The following is a 25,713-nucleotide window of genomic DNA, read 5'->3' on the forward strand; positions in this document are numbered from 1 at the left end:
GCGAACTTAGGCTTCAGCGCGCCCCAACAGGAAGTGCACCAGCAGCGGCACCGGCCGGCCGGTGCTGCCCTTGTCCTTGCCCGAGCGCCAGGCAGTGCCGGCGATGTCGAGGTGGGCCCAAGGGTATTTCTTGGCGAAGCGCGAGAGGAAGGCGGCGGCGGTGATGGTGCCGGCCGGCCGGCCGCCGATGTTGGCCATGTCGGCGAAATTGCTCTTCAACTGTTCCTGATAGTCGTCCCACAAAGGCAGCTGCCAGACCCGGTCGTAGGCCGCTTCGCCGGCATGCACCAGCTCGCGGGCCAGGGCATCGTTGTTGGCGAGCAGGCCGGTGGCGACATTGCCCAGGGCGATGACGCAGGCGCCGGTCAGAGTGGCGACGTCGACCACGGCCTCGGGCTCGAAGCGTTCGGCATAGGTCAGGGCATCGCACAGGATCAGGCGGCCCTCGGCATCGGTGTTGAGGATCTCGATGGTCTGGCCGGACATCGAGGTGACGATGTCGCCCGGCTTGTTGGCGGCGCCGTCGGGCAGATTCTCGCAGGTCGGGATCAGGGCGACGACGTTGAGCGGCAGCTTGAGCTCGGCCGCCGCCTGCATGGTGGCCATGACCGAGGCGGCCCCGCTCATGTCGTACTTCATCTCGTCCATCTCGGCCGCCGGCTTGAGCGAAATGCCGCCGGCGTCGAAGGTGATGCCCTTGCCGACCAGGACGATGGGCTTGTGCTTCCTGTTGCCGCCCTTGTGCTGGATGACGATGAACTTGGGCGGCTGCCGGCTGCCTTTGGCCACGGACATGAACGAGCCCATGCCCAGCTTCTCCATGTCGGCCAGTTCCAGCACTTCCACCGCCAGGCCGTGGCTCTTGGCCAGCCGCAACGCCTGCTCGGCCAGATAGCTCGGGGTGCAGATATTGCCCGGCAGGTTACCCAGGTCCTTGGCCAGCTGCATGGCGTTGGCGATGGCCAGGCCGCGCGCCAGGCCGGCCTCGCCCTCGTTCAGCTCGCCCCGGCGCGAGACGGCCAGGATCAGGCGGCGCAGGGGACGGCGCACCTCTTCCTGCTTGCTCTTGAGCTGGTCGAAGCGGTATAGGGCCTCGCGCGCGGCGACCACGGCCTGCTCGATGTTCCACACCACGTCGCGGCGCTTGACCGGGATCTCGGACAGATAAACCGCGGCCTCCATCGAACCGGTGTCGTTCAGCACCTTGACCGCGGCGCGCATGGCCTCGCGGTACTGCTTCTCGCGGAACTCGCGCTCCTTGCCCAGGCCGACCAGCAAGACGCGGTCACACAGGGTGTTGGGCACGTGGTGCAGCAGCAGGGTGGTGCCCAGTTTGCCTTCCATGTCGCCGCGCCGGATGATCTCCGACAAATAACCAGCGGCGGCCTCGTCGATCGCCTTGGCGGCCTCACTCAACTTACGCGAATCGAAGACGCCCACCACCACGCTGGCGACCCGCTGTTTTTCGGGGCTGCCGCTTTTTATGCTAAATTCCATGCCACTCTCCACGCGCAGAAAACCTTAAGAAAAATCGGCGAAATCGCGAGTTGCTCGCCAAACTTTCCCATTATTTTCAATCAGGCCAACGAAGTCAAAAATGCGCATCCACCAACGAGCCCTGATCCGTGAAATGACGGTCACGGCCGGCTACGCCCTGGCGGGGCTGGCCGCCATCGTGGTGGTCACCCTGGTCGCGCGCATCTTCGGCCGGGCCGCCATCGGCGATCTTTCGCCGCAGGCGATCCTGCCCTTCATCGGCTTCAGCCTGTTCCAGATGACGCCGGTGCTGCTGTCGCTCTCGCTGTTCATGGCGGTCTTTCTCACCCTCAACCGCTACTGGCGCGACAGCGAAATGGTGATCTGGCTCAGCTCCGGCCTTAACCACCTGGACTGGATTCGCCCGGTACTGCTGTTCGCCCTGCCGGTCAGCCTGACCATCGCCCTCTTGAGCATGGTGCTGCTGCCTTGGGCGGCGCAAAAACGGGTCAGCTACGAGACGCAGCTCAGCAGCCGGGACGATGCTTCCAACCTCTCGCCCGGACTGTTCGTCGAGGCGGCCGGCGGCAAGAAGGTCTATTTCGTCGAGGCCACCGATGGCCTAGACAAGCAGGTGCGCAATATCTTCGTCCGCGCCGAACAGCAGGGCCGCACCGGCATCATCGTCGCCCAGCAGGGCAACCGCATGACCATGGACAACGGCGACCCCTTCCTGGTGCTGGAAAAAGGCCGGCGCTATGAAGGCAAGCCGGGTGGCGTCGACTACCGGATGATGGAATTCGAGCGCTATTTCATCCGGCTCGAACCCAATGTCGCCAAGCCTCGCGTCGGCAAGGCGAAGGAGCGCAGCACCCTGGAACTGCTCAGGGAGCCGACGCCGGAGAATCAGGCCGAATGGGGCTGGCGCGCCGGCTATCCGCTCAGCGCTCTGATCCTGGCGCTGTTCGCCATCCCGCTCAGTTTCATCAACCCCCGGGCCGGCCGCTCGCTCAGCATCCTGTTCGCCATCCTGGTCTATGCGATCTACAACAACCTGATCGGCCTGAGCGAGGGCTGGGTGATCCATCAAAGCTTGAGCGTCGGCGGCAGCATGCTGCTGCTGCATGGCTCGATGGCCGGGCTGCTCGCCCTGCTGTTCTGGCTGCGCCTACGCGGGCCGGGCGGCTGGAGGCTGGGCCGATGAGCATCCTGAGCCGTTACCTGGCCGGCCAGATCCTGGCCTCGATCGGCCTCACCCTGGCCGTGCTGCTCCTGCTGTTCGGCTTTTTCGACCTGCTGGAGGAAATGGGCGACGTCGGCCAGGGCAACTACACCATGGCCAAGGCCCTGCTCTACATCGCCCTGCACCAGCCCGGCCGCATCCACGAGCTGATGCCGATCGCCGCCATCATCGGCGCCCTGTTCGCCCTGGCCCGGCTGGCGGTCAATTCCGAGTTCAATGTGATGCGGGCCTCGGGCCTGCCGCCCTGGCAATTGATCAAGCTGATGCTGGGCCTGGGCGGCTCGCTCGCCCTGGCCATCCTGATCGTCGGCGAGCTGGTCACCCCGGTGGCCGAGCAGGCCGCCCAGCAGATCAAGCTGCGCACCACCAGCCGGGTGGTGGCCCAGGAATTCAAGAGCGGCCTGTGGGCCAAGGACGGCCAGAACTTCATCAATGCCCAGGAGATGCTGCCGGACAGTACCCTGGTCAACATCCGGATCTACCAGTTCGACGAGCGCTTCCAACTCAAGGCGATCCAGGCCGCGGAAAGCGGCATCTGGATGGAGGACGGGCATTGGCAGCTGAAAAATGTGCAGACCACCCGGCTGGACGAGTCCGGCGCCCGGACCGAACTGGTGCCCAGCCTGCGCTGGCAGTCGAGCATCACACCGGAACTGCTGTCGGTGCTGATGGTGACCCCTGACCGCATGGCCCTGCATGCCCTCTACAGCTACATCGGGCACCTGAAGGAAAACCGGCAGAAGACCACGCGCTACGAGATCGCGCTCTGGGCCAAGCTGGTCTACCCCCTGGCCGCGCCGGTCATGCTGCTGCTCGCGCTGCCTTTCGTCTATCTGCAGCCCCGGGCCACTGGCGTGAGCGGCCGAGTCATGATCGGTGTCCTGATCGGCCTGGCCTTCTATCTGGTCAACCGGCTGGCCGCCCACCTGGGCCTGCTCAACGACTGGCCGCCCAGCCTCAGCGCCGGCCTGCCGATCCTGGTCTTCTCCAGCCTGGCTGCCGCCAGCCTGTGGCTGGTCGAACGGCGCTGATCAGTCGAGCTTGACCAGGCGGGTTCCGGCCAGGCGGTCGTGCAGGAACTGGCGGTCGGCATCGAACCAGGCCCACCACAAACCGACGCCAAGGAAGGGGATGCCGAGCAGGGCAGCGCCATAGCGCAGCCAGGCCTGCCGGCGCGTCACCGGCCCGCCGTCGGCACTGACCAGCCGGATGCGCCAGGTCTTCATCGGCAGGGTCTGTCCGCCATGGCACCAGAACCAGGTGAAATAGAGGCCGGTGACCAGCAATAGATAAAGCCGGAACAGGGGCGTCACCCAGGCTGGGTCCAGGCCATGGGTCAGGCCGACGAAGGGAAAGCCGGCCACGATCCAGAGCGCCAGCAGGATCAGGGTCTCGTAGAGCATGCCGAGCAGGCGGCGGTTCAGGGTGGCGGTTTCCATGGCGGACTGGGCTGGCTCTGGGCTGGGGCCGGCGACTATACCGGCTGCCCCCAGACCTGACAAAGGGGGCGGGCAAAGGGAATTGCATTGTCCGGCCGGCATGACTATAATCCGCCGTTTCCTGCAACAACCCGAGCGTTGGAGCCCACCATGTATGCGGTTATCAAAACCGGCGGCAAGCAGTACAAAGTCTCTGCCGGCGGCAAACTGAAAGTTGAGAGCCTGCCCGTCGAAGTCGGCGGCGCGGTCGAGATCAAGGACGTCCTGATGGTCGCCGACGGCGACAACGTCAAGATCGGCGCGCCCTTCGTGGCCGGCGCCAGCGTCAAGGCCACCGTGGTCTCCCACGGCCGTGGCGACAAGGTGATGATCTTCAAGATGCGTCGGCGCAAGCACTATCGCAAGACCCAGGGGCATCGCCAGAACTACACGGAACTGCGCATCGAAGGCATTTCCGCTTAATCAGGAGTTAAACCATGGCACACAAAAAGGCAGGCGGCAGCTCCCGTAACGGCCGCGACTCTAACCCGAAGATGCTGGGCGTCAAGCGCTACGGCGGCCAGTTCGTGCCCGCGGGCAACATCCTGGTGCGTCAGCGCGGCACCCAGTTCCACCCCGGCACCAATGTCGGTCTGGGCAAGGATTTCACCCTGTTCGCCCTGGTGGACGGCGTGGTGGAATACACCACCAAGGGCCCGCAGAAGCGTCGGACCGTAAACGTCATCCCGGTTCAGGCCTGAAGCCAGACCCGTTTATCCGCAAGGGCCCTATCCTCGGATAGGGCCTTTTTGTTTGTGGGGCGCACGCCATGAAATTTATCGACGAAGCCACGATCGAAGTCATTGCCGGCAAGGGCGGCAACGGCTCGGCCTCGATGCGGCGTGAGAAGTTCGTGCCCAAGGGCGGACCCGACGGCGGCGACGGCGGCAAGGGCGGCAGCATCTACGCCGTGGCCGACCGCAACCTCAACACCCTGGTCGAGTTCCGCTACACCCGCAAATACCGCGCCCAGAACGGCGAAAACGGCCGCGGCTCCGACTGCTATGGCAAGGGCGGCGACGACCTGATCCTGCGCGTGCCGGTCGGCACCCTGTTCCATGACGAGGACACCGGCGAGGTCATCGCCGACCTTGCCCGCGACGGCCAACAGGCTCTCCTGGCCAAGGGGGGCAAGGGCGGCCTGGGCAACCTGCACTTCAAGTCCAGCACCAACCGGGCACCGCGCCAGTTCACCTATGGCGAGGAAGGCGAGGAGAAGCGCCTGCGCCTGGAGTTGAAGGTGCTGGCCGACGTCGGCCTGCTCGGCATGCCCAATGCCGGCAAATCCACCTTCATCCGCTCTGTTTCAGCGGCAAAGCCCAAGGTCGCCGACTACCCCTTCACCACCCTGCACCCCAATCTGGGCGTGGTCCGGGTGGATGCCAACCGCAGCTTCGTCATCGCCGACATCCCCGGCCTGATCGAGGGCGCGGCCGAGGGCGCCGGCCTGGGCCACCAGTTCCTGCGCCACTTGGCCCGCACCCGGCTGCTTTTGCACATCGTCGATCTCGCCCCCTTCGACCCCGAGACCGATCCGGTGCACGAGGCGCGCGCCATCGTCGAGGAGTTGCGCAAGTACGACGCCGAGCTCTACGCCAAGCCCCGCTGGCTGGTGCTGAACAAGACCGACCTCATCCCGGATGCGGAACGTCAGGCTAAAATCCAGGCCTTCATCCAGGACTATGGCTGGCAGGGCCCCGTGTTCGCCATCTCGGCGATCAGCGGCGAAGGCTGCCAGCCCTTGATCTACGCCATCATGGATCACATCGAACAGACCCGTGCCCAGGAAGCCGAAACAGCCAAGGCGGCAGCTGAAAAACCCGCGGCGCCCGAACCGGAGGCTGGTGCATGACCGCCTCCATCATCGCCAGCTCCAAGCGCCTGGTGGTCAAGGTCGGCAGCAGCCTGGTCACCGACGACGGCCGCGGCCTCGACCACGAGCGCCTCGCCCTGTGGTCGGCCCAGATCGCCCGCCTGGTCGAACTGGGCAAGGAAGTGGTGCTGGTCTCCAGCGGCGCCATCGCCGAGGGCATGCAGCGCCTGGGCTGGAGTAAACGGCCCCATGCCATGCACGAATTGCAGGCCGCCGCCGCCGTGGGCCAGATGGGCCTGATCGAAGCCTACGAGCGCAGCTTCCGCGGCCATCAGTTGCGCACGGCGCAGATCCTGCTCACCCATGCTGATCTCGCCGACCGCGAGCGTTACCTCAACGCCCGTTCCACCCTGCGCACCCTGCTCGAACTCAAGGTCATCCCCATCATCAACGAGAACGACACCGTGGTGACCGAGGAGATCAAGTTCGGCGACAACGACACCCTCGGCGCCCTGGTCGCCAACCTGATCGAAGCCGACGCCCTGATCATCCTCACCGACCAGAGCGGCCTGTACACCGCCGATCCACGCAAGGACCCGAATGCAAAATTGCTGGCCGAGGTCACCGCGGGCGACGCCGCGCTCGAGGCCATGGCCGGCGGCGCCGGCAGCAGCATCGGCCGCGGCGGCATGCTGACCAAGGTGCTGGCCGCCAAGCGTGCCGCCCGCAGCGGTGCCCACACCGTCATCGCCAGCGGCCGCGAGGCCGACGTGCTGATCCGCCTGGCCCAGGGTGAGCGCATCGGCACCCAGTTCACCGCCATCAACGAGCCGATCGCCGCACGCCGGCAGTGGCTGGCCGACCACCTGCAGGTGCGCGGCAAGCTCAAGCTCGACGCAGGCGCCGCCCGGGCGCTGACCGAGCAGGGCAAGAGCCTCTTGCCCATCGGTGTGACCGAGGTCATCGGCGACTTCCAGCGTGGCGAGGTCGTCGCCTGCCTGGGACCCGACGGCCGCGATCTCGCGCGCGGCCTGGTCAACTACTCGGCGGACGAGGCGCGCAAGATCCAACGCAAAGCCACCTCGGAGATCGAGGCCGCACTCGGCTACATCGACGAGCCAGAACTGATCCATCGAGATAATTTGGCGCTTCTCTGAAGCGCCAAATTACAGTGAAGACTCATATCGGCGCAGCCGATGTGATGTCGGAACTACAACCTGGCCTTGCTGTCATGCAGCCAGGCATTCCATGCAGGCCCTTACACAGCCTGCAACCAGTCCGTCCCCACCTCTTTCGCATCCCCCTCCAGCCGCACGTCCGGCACATGAGTGAAGGAGATGCGCATGGGCGCCTCTTCGGTGGCCATGAAGGCGCCGCCGAAATAAACCGCATCGTTGCCGTATTTGGCCTTGAGTTGATCGAGGGCATGGTCCAGACCCGGCGTGCGCGTGCCGTCGGGGAACAGCGACAAGGTCATCTGTTCCTCCTCGCTCAAATCCAGGAGCGTGATGCTGACCTTGATCGGCTCGCGCCGCCTGGGCCGCTCCGACCAGAGGGCGGAGAGCACGCGCAGGAAGGGCAAGGTGTCCTGCATGGGCTGGAAACGCGCCTCGTGCTGCCAAGGTAGGTGATTGCGATAGTCGATCCGGATGCTCAGGCGTGCGGCCTGAAAACCGGAGGCACGTAATCTGGCAGCGGCCTTTTGCGTGAGTTTGGACAGCACCGAGAAGGCGCCGGTGTCGGTGCGCAGATGCGGCGGCAGGACGTGCGAGTGGCCCAGGCTGGAGCGCTGCGTGGTTGGCACCGGCACGTCGACCCCGCGCAGCCGGTCGTACATGCGCTCGCCCTCCACCCCGCCCCAGACCCGGCGCAGTTCTTCGCGACTGGCGCGGCACAGCGCCTCGACGTTCTTGATGCCATGGCGCTCCAGCCGCGCGAGCATGGCCCGGCCGATGCCGTTGAGATCATTCAGCTTCAAGTGGTACAAGGCATGCGGCAGATCGTCTTCGTGCAGCACGGTGAGGCCGTCCGGTTTCTGCATGTTGGAGGCGGTCTTGGCCAGGAAGCGGTTGGGGCCGATGCCGATGGAGCAAGTCAAACACTCGCCCACCTCCTCGCGAATCTTCGCCTTCACCTCGCGCGCCAACTCACGCACCACGGCCTCCTGTTGCCAGCTGCCGGTGAGGTCGCACATCACCTCGTCGATGGACAGCACCTCGGCGATGGCGATGACGCTGTCGACCACATCGATCAGGCGGTGATGCATCTCGACATAGACCCGCGGCCGGGCCTGGACGAAGACCATGTCCGGGCACAGCCTGCGCGCGTCGATGACGCTGGTGCCGGTCTTCACCCCGAACCGCTTGGCCTCATAGCTCGCCGCGATGCAGCAGGTGGTCTCGGCCATCACCGGCAGGATGCCCACCGGCTTGCCGCGCAGTTCCGGCCGCAGTTGCTGTTCGACCGAGGCGAAATAGGAATTGAAGTCGAGCAGGAGGTTGCGCAGGGGCATGGCAATTCGAACGTTCGTTCCAAAATCGCAGGATAGAACGATCGTTCTTTTGCCGCAAGTCAGCGCCCGGATTCCATCCTTTCGTATCAAAAAACCCTTTCAAATACAGTGAAATACTTATGCAATAAAGAGCACGTATAGCGCCATAAATGTTGTTGACATTACCAGAGTAAATTAATAAGGTAATGGCATGCGCGTGAATCGCGCTTTATTCGAGTTTGATTCATTAGTAGTTGCTTATTTACTTAAGGAGATCATCATGGCCCTGATCAACGGCTTCAATTCCGACGGCGTCGTCACCATCAACCGCGTCATCCTGCGTCCCGAATACAGCGTGGAAGATCTGGAAGAGCGCGTCGCCACCCTGTGCGAGAACGTCAAGACCTACCACTCCGAGACCGGCTTCGTCGGCGGCTTCGTTTGCCTGAACAGCGGCGCCGTCTCCAACGAAGGCTCCACCATCGGCCAGGCGGTGGAAAGCCCGATGAAGGGCAAGGAAGCGCTGATCGTGACCTTCTGGCAGTCGTTCGAGCAGCACGAGGCCTCGCACCGTTCCGAGACCTTCCAACCCCTGTTCAAGAAAGTGCTGGAACTGTGCGAAAACGGCAACGAAGAGATTGCCTACACCATGCTGTGGTCGGGCAAGGCCTACAGCCCTGAGGAGGCGAAGGAAGCTCGCGCCGCCAAGGAGAAATACGCCAAGGCCGCCTGATCGTTGCCGTTTCGGTGAAGGCTAACGTGAGCGTAGCGAACGTTAAGCGAAGCGGCCGGAGCCAAAACGGCAACGAAGAGATTGCCTACTCGATGCTCTGGTCGGGCAAGGCCTACAGCCCAGAAGAAGCGAAGGAGGCCCAGGCAGCGAAGGCGAAGTACGCCAAGGCCGCCTGACCCAAAGCACCCAACAAAAAGGCCGCAGATGCGGCCTTTTTGTTGCTTGAAAACGGCTCAGGGCAGTTTGATCGTCGCCGCTTGGCCGGCCATCCACCGCGCCGAACGGGGAATTGCCACCTCCAACCAATAGGCCGGTTTATCCCCAAGCACAAAGCGAAGCGATTTCACCTTGCCGGCGTACGCCTTGTCACCGATTTGTACCGTCGCCGCTGCACCCACATTCACGCCTGCCGCCTGGCCCGGCGTCAGGCTGGCCCGCGCCAGAATCTCATCGCTGCGGGCAATGGTGACCAGCACTACCGGCTGGCATTCGGCCACCACCATGCCCGGCTCGGCCGGACGGTCGACCACCAGTGCCGGGAAGGGGGCGCGCAATTCCGTCTCGGCCAATTGCCGGCGCGCCAGTTCCAGCCGGGCCTGGCCGGTCTGGACCGCCGCCTTGGCCTGGGCCAGGTTGAGTTTGGCTGCATCGAGTTCGGTGGTCGCGGTGACCGTGCGGGCATAGAGTTCCTGCTGGCGATCGAGGTTGCGCTTGGCCTCGGCCTCTTCCGCCTGCAGACGTTCAAGCTCGGCCCGCGCCGCCATGACCTGGGCCTGATAGCGCGCCGGTTCCAGCACCAACAGCAATTCACCCTGGCGCACGGCCTGCCCCGCCTGCACCGGCACGCGCTCCACCACGCCAGGCGCGGCGGCCGACATGCCGGACAGTTGCGACCAGTGCAGCACGGCGGGGTAATCCGCCGCCCAGGCGGCGCTCGACATCAGCCAGAGCAAAGCGATGCGTTTTTTCATTTGCCTTTCTCCATGCGGGCATCGATCGGGCCGCCGACCAGCGCCTCCAGTTTCGCCCAGGCCAAGGCCAAGCGGTATTCAACGGCACGGCTGCGCCAGAGGGCGGCCTGGGTCTCGGCCATGGCGGTGCCCAGCTTGGTCTGCAATTCCAGTTCATAGACGGCACGGGCCTGCTCCAGGGCCACATCGCGATAGGCGGCGTTGACCGCCGCCGCGTTGCGCTCGGTCTCGCGCAATTGCTGGATCTCCTGCCAGGCCGCATACAGGGCCTGCTGCAGGTCGAGCTTCATGCCCTCGTATTGCGCCTGCAGGAGATGGAACTGGGCCTGCTCCTTGGCGATGCGGGCATCCACCCGCTTGCCCTGGTAGAACGGCCAGACCAGGTTGACCCCGGCGCGCAGTTCGTCGCGGGTGGCGGCGTCGCGGCTCCAGGTCGCCGCCTCGGCCTCGAACTCCAGGCTCGGCCGGTTCTCGGCGCGGATCGAGGCCAGGCGGTTCTGCGCGGCATCGAGCAATTGTTTCTGGGCGACGAGCCGCGGGTTCTCGGCCAGGGTCCGCGCCAGCAGGACATCGAACTCGGGCAGCGGGCGCTCGTTGCTGGACAACCTTGGATCGTCCAGCTCGCTGGGCAGCTCGTTGATGCGGTTCATCGCCGCGGCGAGGGCCAGGCGTTTCTCCCGCATCTTGCGCTCGGCCTCGTTGCGCATGATGCGCGCGTCCTGGAAGGTCGCCTCCAGGGCGGCGACCTCGGCCGCCGAACGCAGGCCCAACTCCTGGCGCTGCTTGTCGTCGTCCCAGCGCAGATAGGCCACGGTCATGAATTCGTTGTCCGCCGTGTAGCGCAGATCGGCCAAGAGGACGTCGAAGAAGCGGCTCATCAGGGCGATGCGGCGCTGGGCCTTGGCATCCAGCCATTGCAGACTACGCGCCTGGGTCTCCAGCCGCGCCGCCGAGATCGCCGCCTCGTTGCGACCGCCGTCGATCAGGGTCTTGCGCAGGTTCAGGCGCACGCTGTTGTCGGATTCGAAACGATCGCGCAGCACCGGGTTGCGCCCGGTGCGCAGGGTACCCTCCAGATTGACGCGGGCATCGTTCAGGCTCTCGGTCAGGGCCTGCTCGGCCTCGGCCAGCTCGCGCTGGGCCGTGGCGACATCGAGATCGGGGTGGGCGGCGTCGGCGACGGCCAGCACCTCGTCGAGGCTGAGCGGCTTGCCGGCGGCCTGGACCGGCAGCGCAATGACCAATGCCAGCAGCGCCGGCCAGCAGCGCATCACTTGCCGGCCTGCCGCTTGTAGACGTTGAACGGCATGGTCTTGTAGGCGCCCTCGACCACGTAGCGGCCAAGCAGCAGGAACTCCTCCTTGCTCTGGGTGGCGCCGGTGAAGCGGGCGGTCGGCTTGCCGGTGAGATCGTAGAACTGGAACACCGGCGTCGCCCGCACCCGCTGTTCCAAAGCAAAGGCCTTCTCCGTGGTGTCCTTGCCGTTGAAGTCGGTCATGGCGGTGTCGCCCTTGGCATCGACGGTATAGATGAGGAAGTGCTGGCGGAACCAGTCCTGCACCTCGGATTGGTTGAGGATGGTCGCCTTCATCCGGTGGCAGTAGGGACAGTCGTCCAGCTCGAACATGAGCAGGATGCCGACCTTGCCTTCCTGCCTGGCCGCGTCCAGGTCGCCCTTGAAGTCGCCCAGCTTCGGCATGAAGAAGTGCGAGGCCGGATCGCGCACTTCGGCCATGGCGGGCAGCGCAAACAAGGCAAGAACCAATAGCAGCCAACGCATGGATTTCTCCTTCCGCATCATTTTTTCTTGGTGATGTAATCCTCGACCGCCGCCCGACTCAGGGCACCCACGGTGTAGGCGACGACCTTGCCCTGAGGATTGTACAGGTAGCTGGTGGGCAGGCCACGCACCGGGCCGATCTGCGCCGCCATCCTGTAATCGCCCAGCACGACCGGATAGCTGATCATCTGCTGATCGGCGAACTGCAAGACGGCTTTGGGGTCGCGGTAGTCCATGGCCACGCCGATGACCACGAGTTTGTTCTTCTTGTTTTCGTGCAAGGCGATGAGATCGGGGATTTCCTCCAGGCAGGGCGGACACCAGGTCGCCCAGAAGTTGACCAGCACCCACTTGCCCTTGTAATCGGCCAGGCGATGCACCTTGCCGGCACTGTCGGTGACGGTGAAGGCCAGCGCGGAGGCGACCGGAACAGCCACCATCAAGACCGAGAACAGAGCCCGCACAATCCAGCGTTTCAACATGACGTAATCCCCAAAACTTTTTCAATCTGACCTGGCCCGCCGTTCGCGGTTCCTGGCCAGGCAACGCAGCCGCGGTCGTCACCTGGCAAACGGCGCCGCCACGGCCTCGGCGGCGGAAAATCCGATAGAATGCGGCAACGGGTAGGGAGAAGCAGAAGAATGTTGCCCCACTATCACCTGCCGCCCAGGCACAGGACGGCGGGCACTATAAATCCGGACTTCAGCCCCGATCAAGTTGGGGCCTGGCTGGCCAAACTGCCGCTTGCCGCCGCCGATCAGGCCGCGGAAAAACTCAGTCGCTTCCTCAATGCCTTCAGCCGCATCGACCTGCCGGCCCAGCACCGCAGCCAATTGGCCGGTCTGCTCAAGACCAGTGCCTGGCACCTGATCGAACGTCTGGAGGGTGAACTTGCTGCCCACTCGCCCCCCTGGCCAGCCAAGCCCTACCGCTGGCTGAATCTCAGCCAGGCCCTGCTGGGCGAACTGGCCAACAGCCAGAAGCTGCTGGTCCTCGGCAGCCTGCACCAGCACGATCTCGCCCAGGCCGCCCCACGCCTGACCGATCTGGTCGAGACCCTGGGCCGGCAACTGTCGATCGCCTATCGCAGCCACACCCCGGCCCCGGCCGGCCTCTGGCATGAACTGCACCAAAGCTACTGGTGTGCCGCGCAGCAAGGCATGACGGAACCCTCGGCCAAGCCGGCTTGGGCCCGCATGGTGGAACATTACAAATCACTGCTGCTGCTGGCCATGGCAGATCCCTACCAATTCACCGCCAGGGAGCTCGAATGGGCCCGCGCCCTCGCCGAAGCCATCGCCCCCGCGACCAGACTGGCACCGGCCGGCAAGGGCAAAACGGCCATGGCCCCCTTCCATGTCGACCCCCTAGCCGACGAGCCACCACAAGCCTTGGCCCGCACCGAAACTGCAACAGCGGTCGGCCTGCTGTTCGATACCTCCGCCGCGGCGCGGCAACTGGCCCTGCTCGGCAACGCCATCAAGAACCGCCGCACCACAGCCGGCATGCCATTGCCGGCCGAGCCGGAGTGGCCGATCTATCTGGCCCTGCTCAACAAGCTGAAGCTGCGCTGGGGAGCTTCGAAGCATCGACTGGTGCAACGGCGCAAGCCGCAGCAGGAATCGCGCTACGAAATCGGCCTGGGTCTGCATGGCCTGTGCCAGCTCGTCGGCCAAACCGGCAATGGCACGGTCTTTCATGGCAGCACCCTGAACGACAGCGCCGGCGGCCTCGCCCTCAAATGCCTCGGCCCTTTGCCGGACCACATCGGCGTCGGCGAGGTCGTCGGCCTGCGCCAGCAGCCGGGCGGCCCATGGCAAACCGGCCTGGTCCGCTGGTTCAAGCAGTCGCGCGAGGATGAATTGCTGTTCGGCCTGCAACTGCTCGGCGGCCAAGCCCAAGCAGTGCAGCTATCGGATCAGGAAACGGGGCCTGCCCAGTGCGGCCTGTTGTTGCAGGCCGCCGGCAACCGGCCAGCCCATCTGGTGCTGGCCAAGGGCATCGGCCGGGCCGGCCTGCCGCTTAAGTTGAAGTCCGCCGCTGGCGAACAGACGGTGACGCCAACTCAATTGACGGAGGCTGCCAACGGCTCCGAAGTATTCCGGCTCGAGGGCTGAGCGGCAGCGGCGCTGCCTTAGTTCTGCACCTCGATCTTGTGGATTTCCTTGGCGTCGCTACCGGTGGCGTCCAGGATCATCACGTTCACCCGACGGTTGCGCGCCCGGCCCTCGGGCGTCACGTTGGTGTCGAGCGGTTTGTTGTCGGCAAAGCCGATCGCCTCCAGTCGGGCCGGGGCCACGCCCTGCTCGACGAACAGCCGCACCACGCTGCCGGCGCGGGCGCTGGACAGCTCCCAATTGGACGGGAAGAACTCGCTCTTGATCGGAATGTTGTCGGTGTGACCTTCGACCTGAATCGGGTTGTCGATCTTGGCCAGCTCCTTGGCTACCGCCGACAACGATTGCAAGGAACCCGGCTGCAGGCGGGCATCGCCGCTGGAAAACAGCACGCTGGCATTGATCTCCAGGCTGATGCCCTTGCTCGACTGGCTGACCTTGACCTGGCCGCTGCGCACCAGGGGGGCCATCGCTTCCATGACATTGGTGGCGATCTGCTTCATCCGCTCCCGCTCGGCGGCCTTCTTCGGGTCTTCTGTGGCCCGCTTGGGCAGGCCCTCGCCGATCGGCTGGCCCTTGCCCGGCAGCAGCTGGGGATACTTCGAGCCCATGCGGATCATCTGGTCGGTCTGCTCCTGCTCGCGGAAGGCCTTGACGATGGAATCGGCCATCACCCGATACTTGCCTTCGTTCAGCGAGGAGATGGCATACATCACCACGAAGAAGGCGAACAGCAGGGTGATGAAGTCGGCGTAAGAGACCAGCCAGCGTTCGTGGTTCTCGTGTTCTTCGTGCGGTTTTTTTCTGGCCATTTCAATCTTCCTTCTGGAAGCTTACGGCGGCAGTGAGTCGCGGGTTTTGGCTTCGGCCGCGCTGCGCGCTTAACTTGCCTGCGGCAAGTTCACCCTTAAGGGTACAAGAACCTACGCCGGAAACCCCGCAATACTTTGGCTCAACATGCCGCACATGGTTACACCAGATACCCCTGCATCTTCGCTTCGATGATGCGGGGATTCTCACCATTCGCGATACAGATCAGGCCTTCGATGAACAGCTCGCGCTCGGCGACCTTCCTGCTAACGTGGTGCTTGAGCTTGTTGGCGATGGGGATGAAGATCAGGTTGGCGCCGCCGACGCCGTAGATGGTGGCGACGAAGGCGACGGCGATGCCCGAGCCCAGCTTGGACGGGTCGGACAGGTTTTCCATCACGTGGATCAGGCCCATCACCGCACCGAGGATGCCGATGGTCGGGGCATAACCGCCGGCGGCCATCCATGTCTTGGCCGCTTCCTGATGGTGGTGCTCGAAGGCGGAGAGCTCCAGCTCCAGGGTATCGCGCAGCACATCGGGCTCGGCACCGTCGACCAGCATCTGCAGGCCGCGCCGGTAGAACAGCTCCTGCTGTTCGTCGATGAAAGGCTCCAGGGCCAGCAGGCCGCCGCGGCGGGCGGTCTGGCTCCATTGCAGCAGCATCTGCAGCACCGCCTCCGGCGCGTGCTTGGGCGGCACGAACACCCACTTCAGCATGCCGACCCCTTCGAGGAAGACCCGCATGGTGCTTTGCAGCATGACCGCGCCCAAGGTACCACCGATCACGATGAGGAAGGCCGTGAGCTGCAGCAGCGAACCGACATGGCCGCCTTCCAGAGCCTGGCCGCCGAGGATGGCGATCAGGCCGATCGACAGACCGAGTACGCTAATCAAATCCATGTCACATCACTCCGATGACTGGGCCCAGTCCTTCAGGCAACTGCGCAGACGTGATACGGCCTGGGTGTGCAACTGGCAGACCCGGGATTCGGATACGCCCATCACCGCGCCGATTTCCTTGAAGTTCAGCTCCTGGTCGTAATACATCGCCATCAACAGCTTCTCCCGTTCCGGCAGCACCCCGATCGCCTCGACCAAGGCCAGGCGGAAACGCTCGCCGGCCAGCAGGTCGAACGGCGCGAGCGCCCCCTCGTCGGCGAAGCGGCCGAAGAACTCCTCGCTCTCGAGCTCGTGCAGGTCCTCGTAGTAGACCAGCTGGGCGCCGCGGGCGTCGTTGAGGAGATCATAATAGGTTTTGATGTCGAGCTGCAGTTCGTCGGCGATTTCCTGCTCGGTCGGTTGCCGACCGAGACGCTGCTGCAACGCATGGATGGCGACCTCGATCTGGCGCGCGCTCTTGCGCACCCCGCGGGAGACCCAGTCGGCCTCGCGCAGCTCGTCCAGCATGGCGCCGCGGATGCGCTGGCTGGCATAGGTCTCGAAGTTGGCGCCCTGGCTGTCGTCGTAGCGGTCGACCGCGTTGAGCAGGCCGATCAGGCCGGCCTGGATCAGGTCGTCGACCTCGACCGAGGCCGGCAGCCGCGCCATCAGGTGATAGGCAATGCGTTTGACCAGCGGCGCGTACTGACGGACCAGCGCGTCCTTATCCGTACTGCCTGTCGAGCCTGGCATCGTGCAAACCCATTGCGGCCGCCTCACCGGCGACCCGTCCCAACAAGTAGGCCCGTTGCCAGAAGGCCTGGGCATCCATGCCATCGACATCGCCCCAGCTGCCGGCCGTCTCGGCCAAGGCCTTGAACGCCAGCGAGCCCGGGCACTCCGGCGCCACCTCGAGCAGGGGCCGCATCAGGCGCACCGACTGGGCCAGCTTTTCATCTTGGGGCACCGAGCCGAACCACTCCAGGCGCATGCCGAGAAAGCGCTGGGCGGTGCCACTGAGGTTGGCGAACAGGGCATCGCTCTCGCCCGGACCCTGGCGGTTCATCACCAGCACCCGCCAGCGGCCGTCGGGCCGGTCCTGATGCGCGGCCTTGAGCAGGGCATAGGCTTCGGTCAGCACCGACTTGCGGTCCGGCAGCACCAGCAGGCGGTCGCTGCAGGCCGCCGCCAGGGGCGAGGCCGCCGCGCCGGGCCGGGTGTTGACCAGCAGCCAGCCGTGGTTGCCGATGATCTCGATCAGGCTGTCCAGCCGGCGATCCCAGGCCGCATCCGACATCTGGCTGAATTCGGCGGCGAGCGGACCGGTCAGGATCAGGCGGACATCGCCCGGCGCCTCGACCACGGCCTTGTCCAGCGCCGTACGGCCGCGCAGGACATCGGCCAGGCGGTGGCGCGGGGCCAGGCCGTACTGGGTGGCCACGTTGTGCGGTGATTCCGCCTCGTCCAGCACCACCACCGATTCGCCGCGCCGAGCCAGGGCATAGGCCAGGCTGGCCAGCGCCATGGCCTGCAGGGCGGGGTCGGGGCCGAACACGGCGCAGGCATGGAACGGCGCCTGGCGGCCGAGCAGGCGGCGCAGGCCGGTCGCCTGGTCTAGCGTCTCAGCTGACGGCACCTAGCGCCCCCTGGGCTTGGTTGTTGGGGTCGATGGTCGAGACCGCGCGTTCGGCGGCGACCAGCACCGGGATGTCGGATTCATCGACGGTGAAGGGCGAATCGGCCTGCTGCAGCTTGAAGGCGCGGTCGACCAGATAGAGCAGATTGGCCAGGTGCAGGTCTTCCGGCACCCGCTGGCCGTTGGTGACGTAATGCACCAGCAGTTGATGGCGCAGCACCACGTCGAGCACCGGCCCGTAGGTCAGGGCCTCGTCGATCTTGGTCAGGATCACCCCTTCCAGGCCCTCGCCGCTGTAGGCGCGCACCACCTCTTCCAGGGTCATGCCCTGGGCCGGCGCGCTCAAGAGCAGGAGGCGCCGCACGCGACGCCCCTGGCCGGAGAGGAAATCGATCTGCTCGGCCACCCGCTTGTCGCGCTGGCCCATGCCGACGGTGTCGATCAGCACCAGCTTCTTGCCGGCCAGGTCGTTCAGGGTGAGGTCCAGCTCCCTGGCGTCGCGCACGGCATAGACCGGGGTGCCGAGGATGCGGCCGTAGATGCGCAGCTGGTCCTGGGCGCCGATCCGGTAGGTGTCGGTGGTGATCAGGGCGACCTGGTCGGCGCCGTAGCGGAGCACGGCGCGCGCCGCCAGCTTGGCCACGGTGGTGGTCTTGCCCACCCCGGTCGGACCGACCAGGGCGTAGATGCCGCCACGGGTGACGATGTCCTGCTCGCCCTGGGCGATCTTGATGTTGTGCATGAGCGTGGCCTTCAGCCACTTCTCGGCCTGGCTAAGGCCGTAGCCTTCCGGCAGCTGTTCGAGCAGATGGTTGCACAGCGCCGTGCCGAAACCGGCACCGATCAAGAGCTTCATCAGCTCGGCCCGCAGCGGCTCCTTGCGGTTGAGGTCGGACCAGGCGAAGCCGGCCAGCTGGCCCTCGACCATGCTGCGCAACAGGCGCACCTCGCGGGCCAGCTCCTGCATCACCGGCGGCACCTCGGCCGGGGCGGCCTGGCTCGGGGCCGGTGCCTCGGCCTGCACCGGCGCGGGCGGCGCCGGCTCATGGGCCGGGGCAGGCGCCACGGCTTCGGCCTTGGCCTGGGGCTGGCTCGCCTCGCGCTGGGCCAGGTATTCGGTCAGGGTGGTGATCGCCACCTCGTCGAACATCGGCTTGGGCTGGGCCTTGGGCTGGGCCTTGGCTTGGGGCGGCTCGGCCGCGGGCCGGGCCGGACGGGCCGAGACTACGGGTTCGGCGCGTTCGGCCAGGGCGGCGACATCGAGGTCGGCCACCGCGATGATCTCCACCCCGCCCTCGATCCGGCGATTGGACAGGATGATGGCGTTGGCGCCGAGGGCGTCGCGCACCTGGCGCAGGGCGTCGCGGGTGGTGCCGGCGTAGAATTTTTTGATCATGCGCCGCTACCGATCATGGCGGTGACCCGGATCGACTTGCCGTCGGGCACTTCGGCGTGGGAGATGACCTTGAGGTCGGGGGCGGCCCGGCGCAGGAAGCGGGCGAGCATGGAGCGCAACATCGGCGGGACCAGGAGCACGGCGGGCAGGTCTCCCTCCGTCTGACGCTGGACGGCACGCTGGGTGTCCTTGACCATTGTCTCGGCGAGTCCGGGTTCCAGTCCGGCGCCGGCCTCGCCCCGCGAGGACACGGCCTGCATCAGGATCTGTTCCAGACCTGGCTCCAGTGCAATCACTTGCAGTTCCTGGGCGGCTCCATAGATGTCGTGGATGATAGCACGGCCCAGCGCCGTGCGAACCGCCGAAGTCAGTTCGTCGGCATCCTGGGTGCGGCCGCCATGTTCGGCCAGGGTTTCCAGGATGGTGCGCAGGTCGCGGATGTGCACCCCCTCTTCCAGGAGGTTCTGCAGCACCTTCTGCACCGTGCCGATCGGCAGGATCTTCGGCGTCAGGTCCTCGACCAGCTTGGGCGCCTGCCTGGCGAAGTGGTCGAGCAACTGCTGGGTCTCCTCGCGGCCCAGCAGCTCCGGCGCGTGGTCGCCGATCACCTTGGACAGATGGGTGGCCACCACGGTGCTCGGGTCGACCACGGTATAGCCGTAGCTCAGGGCCTGGTCGCGCTGGCTGGTCTCGATCCACACCGCCGGCAGGCCGTAGGCCGGATCGACCGCAGTCTGGCCCTGCACGGTGCCGAAGATGCGGCCCGGGTTGATCGCCAGCTGCTTGCCGACGATGGCCTCGCCCTCGCCCACCACCACGCCCTTGAGCAGAATCCGGTAGGAATTCGGCTTCAGCTGCAGGTTGTCGCGGATGTGCACCGAAGGCACCAGAAAGCCCAGGTCCTGGGCGATCTTCTTGCGGATGCCGCGGATGCGCCGCAGCAGTTCGCCGTCCTGCGCCCGGTCGACCAGGGGCACCAGGCGATAGCCCACCTCCAGGCCGAGCTGGTCGACGATCTGGACATCGTGCCAGCCGATCTCCACCGGTTCCTCGGGCTGCAGCGCCTCCTCGGCCACCGCCGCTTGGGCCGCCGCCGCCTCGGCCTTGGTGCGCTGCTCGATCATGTAGCCGGCACTCGCCAGCAGACCGCCGATCAACAGGAAGGCCAGGTGGGGCATGCCCGGAATCAGGCCGAGCAGGGCCAGGATGCCGGCAGCCAGGAAGATCGCCTGCGGCTTGCCGAACAGCTGGGTCAGCATCTGCTGGTTGAGGTCCTGCTCGGTCGAGACGCGGGAGACCACGATACCGGCCGCGGTGGAAATGATCAGCGCCGGCACCTGGGCGACCAGCCCGTCGCCGATGGTCAGCAGGGTGTAGTTGTTGGCCGCGGTGGCCAGGCTCAAGTCGTGCTGGATCACACCGACTAGCAGGCCGCCGACGATGTTGATCAGCATGATGATGATGCCGGCGACGGCGTCGCCGCGGACGAACTTCGAGGCACCGTCCATCGAGCCGTAGAAGTCGGCCTCCTGCGACACCTCGGCCCGGCGCCGGCGCGCCTCGTCCTCGCCGATCAGGCCGGCGTTGAGGTCGGCGTCGATCGCCATCTGCTTGCCGGGCATGGCGTCGAGGGTGAAGCGGGCGGCCACCTCGGCGATACGGCCGGCGCCCTTGGTGATGACCACGAAGTTGATCAACACCAGGATGATGAACACCACGATGCCCACGGTGTAGTTGCCGCCGACCAGGAAGTGGCCGAACGCCTCGATCACCTTGCCCGCCGCATCGGGGCCGGTGTGGCCCTCCATCAGCACCACCCGGGTCGAGGCCACGTTGAGCGACAAGCGCAACAAGGTGGTCATCAACAGCACGGTCGGGAAGATCGAGAACTCCAGCGGCTTGAGGGTATAGAGCGCGATCAGCAGCACGATCATCGACAGCGCGATGTTGAAGGTGAACAGGATGTCGAGCAGGAACGGCGGCAGCGGCAGGATCATCATGGCCAGGATCATGACCACGAGTACCGGCGCCGCCAGGCGCTGCCACTGCAAACCCGTCATCGTCGCGGTGGCCATTTACGCGGGCACCCCCGGATCCATCTCCGCCGGCACCTGCCAGTCGGCCGGCAGCGCCGGCGCGATCTTGGCCTGTTTCAGCTGATAGACATAGGCCAGCACCTGGGCCACCGCGGTGAACAGGGTGCCGGGAATGGTGTCGCCGATCTCGACATGGCGGTGCAGGGCGCGGGCGAGCGGCGGCGCCTCGACGATGGGTACGCCATGCTCGCGGGCGATCTCCTTGATCCGGGCCGCCACCAATTGGCTGCCCTTGGCCACCACCTGCGGTGCGCTCATCCGCTTCTCGTCGTATTTGAGGGCCACGGCGAAGTGCAAGGGGTTGGTCACCACCACCTCGGCCTTGGGCACCGCCGCCATCATGCGGCGTCGCGCCATCTCGCGCTGCAGGCGGCGGATGCGGCTGCGGATCTGCGGGTCGCCCTGGGTCTGCTTGTTCTCCTCGATCACTTCCTGCTTGGTCATGCGCAGCTTGTAGTAGTAATGCCAGAGCTGGAAGGGCACGTCGATGATGGCGATCAGGGCGAAGGCACCGGCCGCGGCGAGGAAGGTCATCAGGGTGATCCAGCCGAAGTGGCCGATGCCGGCGTTGAGCGGTTCGGCCGCCAGGTTGACTAGATCGTCACGCTGGTTCCACAGCATCCAGCCGGCGACGCCGCCGATCACCGCGCTCTTGAGTACCGCCTTGACCAGCTCGATCAGCGACTGCACCGAGAACATCCGACCGATGCCCTGGATCGGGTCGAGCCGGTCGAACTTGGGCTCCAGCGCCTGGGTGCTGAAGTTCCAGCCGGAAATCAGGAGATTGGCCGCCACCGCCAGGATGATCAGCACCAGGGCCAGGGGGGCGAAGGTGATCAGAGTGTCCCGCGTCGCCTCGAACAGGGTGTGGGCCATGAAGCCGGGGTCGGTCACCGCCTCGCGGTCGAAGCTGAAGACGCTGAGCACCATGTTGCGCAGGCCCTGATAGAAGTAGTCACCCATCAGCATGATGGTGACGGCGCTGCCCATCAGGATGGCGAAGGTACCCAGTTCCCGCGAATGGGGAACGTTGCCCTGCTCGCGTGCCTGCTCGACCTTTCTGCCTGACGCAGGCTCGGTTTTTTCGAGATCGCTGTCTTCCGCCATCCTCTTAGCCCGTCAAAGCGCGGGGGCAAGGTTGTAAAAATAATGCCCACGAGTTTAGCACGGCGGCACCCCCGACCGACGGCCAAAAAACAAACGGCCCGGGCTCATGCCCAGGCCGTTTCCATGCTGGCGGGTGCTCGCTTTGGCGGGGCCTTGGAGCCTATTCCGAGAGGAAATATGTTCCTAGTGCGCCTGCACGCCGGGGCCAAAATAGCGGTAGCCCAAGCGCATCTGCCGGCTGCGTTCGAAGCGCTTCTTGCCTACCTCGTCGGCGAAGGCACCAGCGATGGCGGCATAGGCGCGGGCCGCCCATTCGGCGTCCAGCAGCAAGTCGGCCACGCCCTCGGCCCAGCACAGCTTGTCGTTGGCCGAGGCGAGCTTGGCGCCGCAAGCCTCCATCAGCCCGGCGATTTCGGCATTGGCCATGCCATCGTCCTTCAGCCGGCGGGCCAGCTGCACGCAGGCCTCACCGCTGGCGCAGGCGGCCACGGCCTTGTCGAACTGAGCCTTGGCGTTGCCGGCATCGCCCAAATCGCGGTAGAGCTTGCCGATGTAGGCCAGGGCATAGTGGTCCTTGGCCCGCTTGGCCGCCTCGGCCAGGAGTTGGGTCGCCCAGGCGGCGTCATTCAGGGCGTCGCGCACGGTCTCGGCCAGCTTGGTGTAGTCGTAGGGGTTGTCGCTGGCCTGCGCGGCGCGCGCGGTCAGGTATTCCTTGGCCTTGGTGCGGCCGAACTCGGCATCCTTCAGCTCGCGCGCGGCGGTGAGCACCACCTCGCGGAACCAGACGAAGTCGGCGGCCGAGGCCACGCTCTCGTCCAGCAGCTTGCCCAGCCAGGCCTTGTCACCCAACCGGTCGACCGCCAGGATCAGCGGCTTGAACCGGCTGAAATGAAAGCCGCTCTCGCGCAACATGGCCTCGGCGCTGCTCAGCAGCTTGCCGGCATAGGCCTTGTCCTCCAGCTCGGCCAGCACGCGGTCGGCCAGCGCGATGAACTGCTTGACCGTGGTGACCTTGGCCTCCTCGTTCTGGAACTCGACGTACTTGGCCTGGTTGGCCTCGCGCTTGGCCAGGCGTTCCTTCAGACCGGCCACGCGGGCAGCATCGTCGGCAACGTATTGCTCGGCGGCCTCGACCACCTTGCGCATGTCGTCCAGGTTGGCGACCAGTTCCTCGGCGCGGCCGAGCAGGGCGACCGCACCGGCCTTGTCGCCGATGGCGGCGCTGACCGCGGCCAGCTCCAGCAGCTCGGGGCTGGCGGTGGCGATCTCGGCGCCCTTGGCCAGCACGGCCTTGGTGAATTCGGTGTTGTCCTTGGCCGCGGCCAGCACCTGCTTCACCGCGATGAAGTCCTTGGCCGACTCCAGGGCCTTGGCGTAGAGCGTGCCGGCGGCCGAGGCGTCGATCTCGCTCAGGACGCCGGACAGCGAGATCAGATCGGACGGGCTGCCGTACTTGGCTGCGCCCTCGTTGATCACCGCCACGGCCTTGACCTTGTCGCCCAGGTCCTGGGCGATGCTCTTGGCCAGACGGGCGAAGTCGCCGGCGCGGCCGGCCTTGGCCTTGATCTTCTCGTAGACCTCCTGCAAGAGGCCGCTGGCGGCCTCCTTCAGCTCGCCGGCCACCATCTGGGCCAGGCCGTACAGTTCGTCGGTCGAGGAGATCTCCTTCAGCGCGCCGCTCAGGGCCTTCACCGCGCCGGCGGCATCGCCGGTCACCAGCAGCAGACCGACGCCGACCGCCACCTTCTCCTCGCCGCTCATGGCGAAGTCCTGGCCCTGGCCCATCATGGCCTCGGCCTGGCCGCCGTCGCCCAGGGCCTTGTAGCCCATGGCCAGGGCAATGAAATCCTTGGTGAACATGGCGCTGCCGGCGGTGTCGTCGAGAAAGGCCTTGGCCCCGGCATCGCCGGTGAATTCGGGACGGGAGAACAGCTCCTTGGCATAGGCCGGGTCGGCCGGGGTTTCGAAGGCCTCGCGCGCGAGGGTGTACAGGTCTTCCGCGCTCTTGCAGGCCGCGACGCGGGGTTCGAGGGTTTCTCTGGTTGCCATGACGATCTCCTGATTCCGAAAACTGCCGAAGGCGTTACTTTACCGGGAGCGGGGTTTTCCCGCCCCCAGGCTTTATTTATCGCCGGATAAAAATGCCTGAATAGCCCGTGCCGGCGCCCCGCTCGCTCAGAGCACGTAGCGGGCCAGGTCCTCGCTCGCCGCCAGGCCCTTGAGCCGCTGGTCGACATAGGCGGCGTCGATGACGATCTTGTCGCCGCCGCGGCGGTCGGCCTCGAACGAGAGGTCGTCCAGCAGGCGCTCGACCACGGTGTACAGCCGGCGGGCGCCGATGTTCTCGGTGCGCTCGTTCACCTGCCAGGCGATCTCGGCCAGGCGGCGGATGGCGTCCGGGCTGAACTCCAGCTCCACCCCCTCGGTCGCCAGCAGGGCGGCGTACTGCCGGGTCAGGCAGGCGTCGGTCCGGGTCAGGATGTGCTCGAAGTCGGTCACCGTCAGGCTTTGCAGTTCCACCCGGATCGGGAAGCGGCCCTGCAGCTCGGGGATCAGGTCCGAGGGCTTGGCCAGGTGGAAGGCGCCGCTGGCGATGAACAGGATATGGTCGGTCTTGACCATGCCGTACTTGGTCGACACCGTCGCCCCCTCGACCAGGGGCAACAGGTCGCGCTGCACGCCCTGGCGCGAGACATCGGTGCCGTGGGTCTCGGCCCGGCTGGCGATCTTGTCGATCTCGTCGAGGAAGACGATGCCGTTCTGCTCGACGTTGCGCAGGGCCTCCAGCTTGATCTCCTCCTCGTTGACCAATTTGAGCGCCTCCTCGTCGGCCAGCTGTTGCATCGCCTCCTTGATCTTCAGCTTGCGCCGCTGGGTGCGGCGGCCGCCCAGATTCTGGAACATGCCCTGCAACTGGGCGGCCAGCTCCTCCATGCCCGGCGGGGTCATGATCTCCATCTGCGGGCTGGCGGCGGCGAGGTCGAGCTCGATCTCCTTGTCGTCGAGCTGACCCTCGCGCAGCATCTTGCGGAATTTCTGCCGGGTGCCCGAATCCTCGCGCGCCGGCTCGGCGCCGTAGGCCTCGCGCGCCGGCGGCAGCAGGGCGTCGAGGATGCGTTCCTCGGCCGCTTCTTCCGCCCGCAGGCGCACCCGGCGGGTGGCCTCCTCGCGGGTCTGCTTCACCGCGATCTCGGTCAGATCACGCACGATGCTGTCGACATCCTTGCCGACATAACCCACCTCGGTGAACTTGGTCGCCTCCACCTTGAGAAACGGCGCATGGGCCAGCTTGGCCAGGCGGCGGGCGATCTCGGTCTTGCCCACGCCGGTGGGGCCGATCATCAGGATGTTCTTCGGCGTGATCTCCTGACGCAGGCTGCCCTGCACCTGCATGCGCCGCCAGCGGTTGCGCAGGGCGATGGCGCAGGCGCGCTTGGCCTCGGCCTGGCCGATGATGAATTTGTCCAGTTCGTGGACGATTTCTTGCGGGGTCATCTGCGTCATGATGGTCCTAACAGAGTGACGATTTGGCTTCGGCCGCGCGCTCCGCGCGCTTAACCTGCCTTCGGCAGATTAGCCTATGCCGCAACAAGCCGCTGCGCGGCGTGTTGTCTTGGGGGGTCATCTGGGTCATATCAGCCTCTCCAATCCGTCATCCCCGCAAAAGCGGGGATCCAGCCGTTTTG

Annotated in this window: 25 protein-coding genes; 9 read left to right on the forward strand and 16 right to left on the reverse strand. The window is 65.8% G+C overall.

Annotated features, from left to right (window positions below):
* Nucleotides 1–6: 6 nt before the first annotated feature.
* Complete coding sequence (locus tag EL388_RS10025; RefSeq protein WP_126463103.1) at nucleotides 7–1,497, reverse strand: leucyl aminopeptidase; 1,491 nt, start codon at nucleotides 1,495–1,497, stop codon at nucleotides 7–9.
* Between the two features lie 100 nt (nucleotides 1,498–1,597).
* Here EL388_RS10025 and lptF point away from each other — a divergent pair, with 100 nt between their 5' ends.
* Both lptF and lptG read left to right on the forward strand, forming a co-directional pair.
* Nucleotides 1,598–2,680, forward strand: a complete 1,083-nt coding sequence (gene lptF, locus EL388_RS10030) for an LPS export ABC transporter permease LptF (protein WP_126463105.1) — start codon at nucleotides 1,598–1,600, stop codon at nucleotides 2,678–2,680.
* Nucleotides 2,677–3,750, forward strand: a complete 1,074-nt coding sequence (lptG, locus tag EL388_RS10035) for an LPS export ABC transporter permease LptG (RefSeq protein ID WP_126463107.1) — start codon at nucleotides 2,677–2,679, stop codon at nucleotides 3,748–3,750. Before lptF ends, lptG begins: the two co-directional genes overlap by 4 nt.
* On the opposite strand, the gene EL388_RS10040 is transcribed toward lptG, so the two are convergent.
* The gene (locus EL388_RS10040) at nucleotides 3,751–4,158 is read right to left on the reverse strand and encodes an RDD family protein (protein ID WP_126463109.1); all 408 of its coding nucleotides are present in this window, start codon (nucleotides 4,156–4,158) and stop codon (nucleotides 3,751–3,753) included. It lies immediately after the preceding gene.
* Between the two features lie 150 nt (nucleotides 4,159–4,308).
* Here EL388_RS10040 and rplU point away from each other — a divergent pair, with 150 nt between their 5' ends.
* The 4 genes from rplU to proB all read left to right on the forward strand — a co-directional run bounded on the left by rplU (nucleotide 4,309) and on the right by proB (nucleotide 7,167).
* A complete protein-coding gene (gene rplU / locus EL388_RS10045; RefSeq protein WP_126463111.1) occupies nucleotides 4,309–4,620 on the forward strand; it encodes a 50S ribosomal protein L21 in 312 nt (103 codons plus the stop codon).
* 14 nt (nucleotides 4,621–4,634) lie between these two features.
* The gene (gene rpmA / locus EL388_RS10050; protein WP_126463113.1) at nucleotides 4,635–4,898 is read left to right on the forward strand and encodes a 50S ribosomal protein L27; all 264 of its coding nucleotides are present in this window, start codon (nucleotides 4,635–4,637) and stop codon (nucleotides 4,896–4,898) included.
* Nucleotides 4,899–4,966: 68 nt separating this feature from the next.
* Nucleotides 4,967–6,049, forward strand: a complete 1,083-nt coding sequence (cgtA, locus tag EL388_RS10055) for an Obg family GTPase CgtA (RefSeq protein WP_126463115.1) — start codon at nucleotides 4,967–4,969, stop codon at nucleotides 6,047–6,049.
* A complete protein-coding gene (gene proB / locus EL388_RS10060; RefSeq protein ID WP_126463117.1) occupies nucleotides 6,046–7,167 on the forward strand; it encodes a glutamate 5-kinase in 1,122 nt (373 codons plus the stop codon). Before cgtA ends, proB begins: the two co-directional genes overlap by 4 nt.
* A 101-nt stretch (nucleotides 7,168–7,268) precedes the next feature.
* Here proB and EL388_RS10065 read toward each other — a convergent pair whose 3' ends face one another.
* Complete coding sequence (locus tag EL388_RS10065; RefSeq protein WP_126463119.1) at nucleotides 7,269–8,522, reverse strand: DNA polymerase Y family protein; 1,254 nt, start codon at nucleotides 8,520–8,522, stop codon at nucleotides 7,269–7,271.
* Between the two features lie 259 nt (nucleotides 8,523–8,781).
* On the opposite strand from EL388_RS10065, the gene EL388_RS10070 reads away from it, so the two are divergent.
* Both EL388_RS10070 and EL388_RS10075 read left to right on the forward strand, forming a co-directional pair.
* The gene (locus EL388_RS10070) at nucleotides 8,782–9,234 is read left to right on the forward strand and encodes a ligand-binding protein SH3 (RefSeq protein WP_197721774.1); all 453 of its coding nucleotides are present in this window, start codon (nucleotides 8,782–8,784) and stop codon (nucleotides 9,232–9,234) included.
* Nucleotides 9,235–9,260: 26 nt separating this feature from the next.
* On the forward strand, nucleotides 9,261–9,410 hold the full coding sequence (locus EL388_RS10075) for a hypothetical protein (protein WP_197721775.1): 150 nt from the start codon (nucleotides 9,261–9,263) through the stop codon (nucleotides 9,408–9,410).
* Nucleotides 9,411–9,467: 57 nt separating this feature from the next.
* On the opposite strand, the gene EL388_RS10080 is transcribed toward EL388_RS10075, so the two are convergent.
* From EL388_RS10080 to EL388_RS10095, 4 genes are read right to left on the reverse strand one after another with little or no spacing between them, the layout of a single operon-like run.
* Complete coding sequence (locus EL388_RS10080) at nucleotides 9,468–10,205, reverse strand: efflux RND transporter periplasmic adaptor subunit (RefSeq protein WP_126463121.1); 738 nt, start codon at nucleotides 10,203–10,205, stop codon at nucleotides 9,468–9,470.
* Nucleotides 10,202–11,476 carry a TolC family protein gene (locus EL388_RS10085; RefSeq protein ID WP_126463123.1) on the reverse strand — a complete coding sequence of 425 codons (1,275 nt, stop codon included), beginning with the start codon at nucleotides 11,474–11,476 and terminating at the stop codon, nucleotides 10,202–10,204. Before EL388_RS10085 ends, EL388_RS10080 begins: the two co-directional genes overlap by 4 nt.
* Nucleotides 11,476–11,985: a thioredoxin family protein gene (locus EL388_RS10090; RefSeq protein ID WP_126463125.1), complete on the reverse strand. Its 510-nt coding sequence runs from the start codon at nucleotides 11,983–11,985 to the stop codon at nucleotides 11,476–11,478. Before EL388_RS10090 ends, EL388_RS10085 begins: the two co-directional genes overlap by 1 nt.
* A gap of 17 nt (nucleotides 11,986–12,002) precedes the next feature.
* Nucleotides 12,003–12,467, reverse strand: a complete 465-nt coding sequence (locus tag EL388_RS10095) for a TlpA family protein disulfide reductase (RefSeq protein ID WP_126463127.1) — start codon at nucleotides 12,465–12,467, stop codon at nucleotides 12,003–12,005.
* Nucleotides 12,468–12,626: 159 nt separating this feature from the next.
* Between EL388_RS10095 and EL388_RS10100 the strand changes: the two genes are divergently transcribed.
* Nucleotides 12,627–14,102: a hypothetical protein gene (locus tag EL388_RS10100; protein ID WP_126463129.1), complete on the forward strand. Its 1,476-nt coding sequence runs from the start codon at nucleotides 12,627–12,629 to the stop codon at nucleotides 14,100–14,102.
* A gap of 17 nt (nucleotides 14,103–14,119) precedes the next feature.
* Here EL388_RS10100 and motD read toward each other — a convergent pair whose 3' ends face one another.
* From motD to hslU, 9 genes are all read right to left on the reverse strand, one after another.
* Nucleotides 14,120–14,914: a flagellar motor protein MotD gene (gene motD / locus EL388_RS10105; protein ID WP_126463131.1), complete on the reverse strand. Its 795-nt coding sequence runs from the start codon at nucleotides 14,912–14,914 to the stop codon at nucleotides 14,120–14,122.
* A gap of 158 nt (nucleotides 14,915–15,072) precedes the next feature.
* Nucleotides 15,073–15,813 carry a flagellar motor protein gene (locus EL388_RS10110; RefSeq protein ID WP_126463133.1) on the reverse strand — a complete coding sequence of 247 codons (741 nt, stop codon included), beginning with the start codon at nucleotides 15,811–15,813 and terminating at the stop codon, nucleotides 15,073–15,075.
* Nucleotides 15,814–15,819: 6 nt separating this feature from the next.
* On the reverse strand, nucleotides 15,820–16,545 hold the full coding sequence (locus tag EL388_RS10115) for an RNA polymerase sigma factor FliA (protein WP_126463135.1): 726 nt from the start codon (nucleotides 16,543–16,545) through the stop codon (nucleotides 15,820–15,822).
* Nucleotides 16,517–17,428 (reverse strand): MinD/ParA family ATP-binding protein, encoded by a 912-nt coding sequence (locus tag EL388_RS10120; RefSeq protein WP_126463137.1) that lies wholly within the window; start codon nucleotides 17,426–17,428, stop codon nucleotides 16,517–16,519. Before EL388_RS10120 ends, EL388_RS10115 begins: the two co-directional genes overlap by 29 nt.
* Nucleotides 17,415–18,824: a flagellar biosynthesis GTPase FlhF gene (flhF, locus tag EL388_RS10125; RefSeq protein WP_126463139.1), complete on the reverse strand. Its 1,410-nt coding sequence runs from the start codon at nucleotides 18,822–18,824 to the stop codon at nucleotides 17,415–17,417. Before flhF ends, EL388_RS10120 begins: the two co-directional genes overlap by 14 nt.
* The gene (flhA, locus tag EL388_RS10130; RefSeq protein ID WP_126463141.1) at nucleotides 18,821–20,899 is read right to left on the reverse strand and encodes a flagellar biosynthesis protein FlhA; all 2,079 of its coding nucleotides are present in this window, start codon (nucleotides 20,897–20,899) and stop codon (nucleotides 18,821–18,823) included. Before flhA ends, flhF begins: the two co-directional genes overlap by 4 nt.
* Entirely contained in the window at nucleotides 20,900–22,027 is a 1,128-nt protein-coding gene (gene flhB / locus EL388_RS10135) for a flagellar biosynthesis protein FlhB (RefSeq protein WP_126463143.1), read from the reverse strand.
* Nucleotides 22,028–22,210: 183 nt separating this feature from the next.
* On the reverse strand, nucleotides 22,211–24,076 hold the full coding sequence (locus EL388_RS10140) for a hypothetical protein (RefSeq protein WP_126463145.1): 1,866 nt from the start codon (nucleotides 24,074–24,076) through the stop codon (nucleotides 22,211–22,213).
* 126 nt (nucleotides 24,077–24,202) lie between these two features.
* Nucleotides 24,203–25,531 carry an ATP-dependent protease ATPase subunit HslU gene (gene hslU, locus EL388_RS10145; protein ID WP_126463147.1) on the reverse strand — a complete coding sequence of 443 codons (1,329 nt, stop codon included), beginning with the start codon at nucleotides 25,529–25,531 and terminating at the stop codon, nucleotides 24,203–24,205.
* Between the last annotated feature and the right edge of the window lie 182 nt (nucleotides 25,532–25,713).

The sequence above is a fragment of the Sulfuritortus calidifontis genome, from assembly GCF_003967275.1.
Lineage (GTDB): Bacteria > Pseudomonadota > Gammaproteobacteria > Burkholderiales > Thiobacillaceae > Sulfuritortus > Sulfuritortus calidifontis.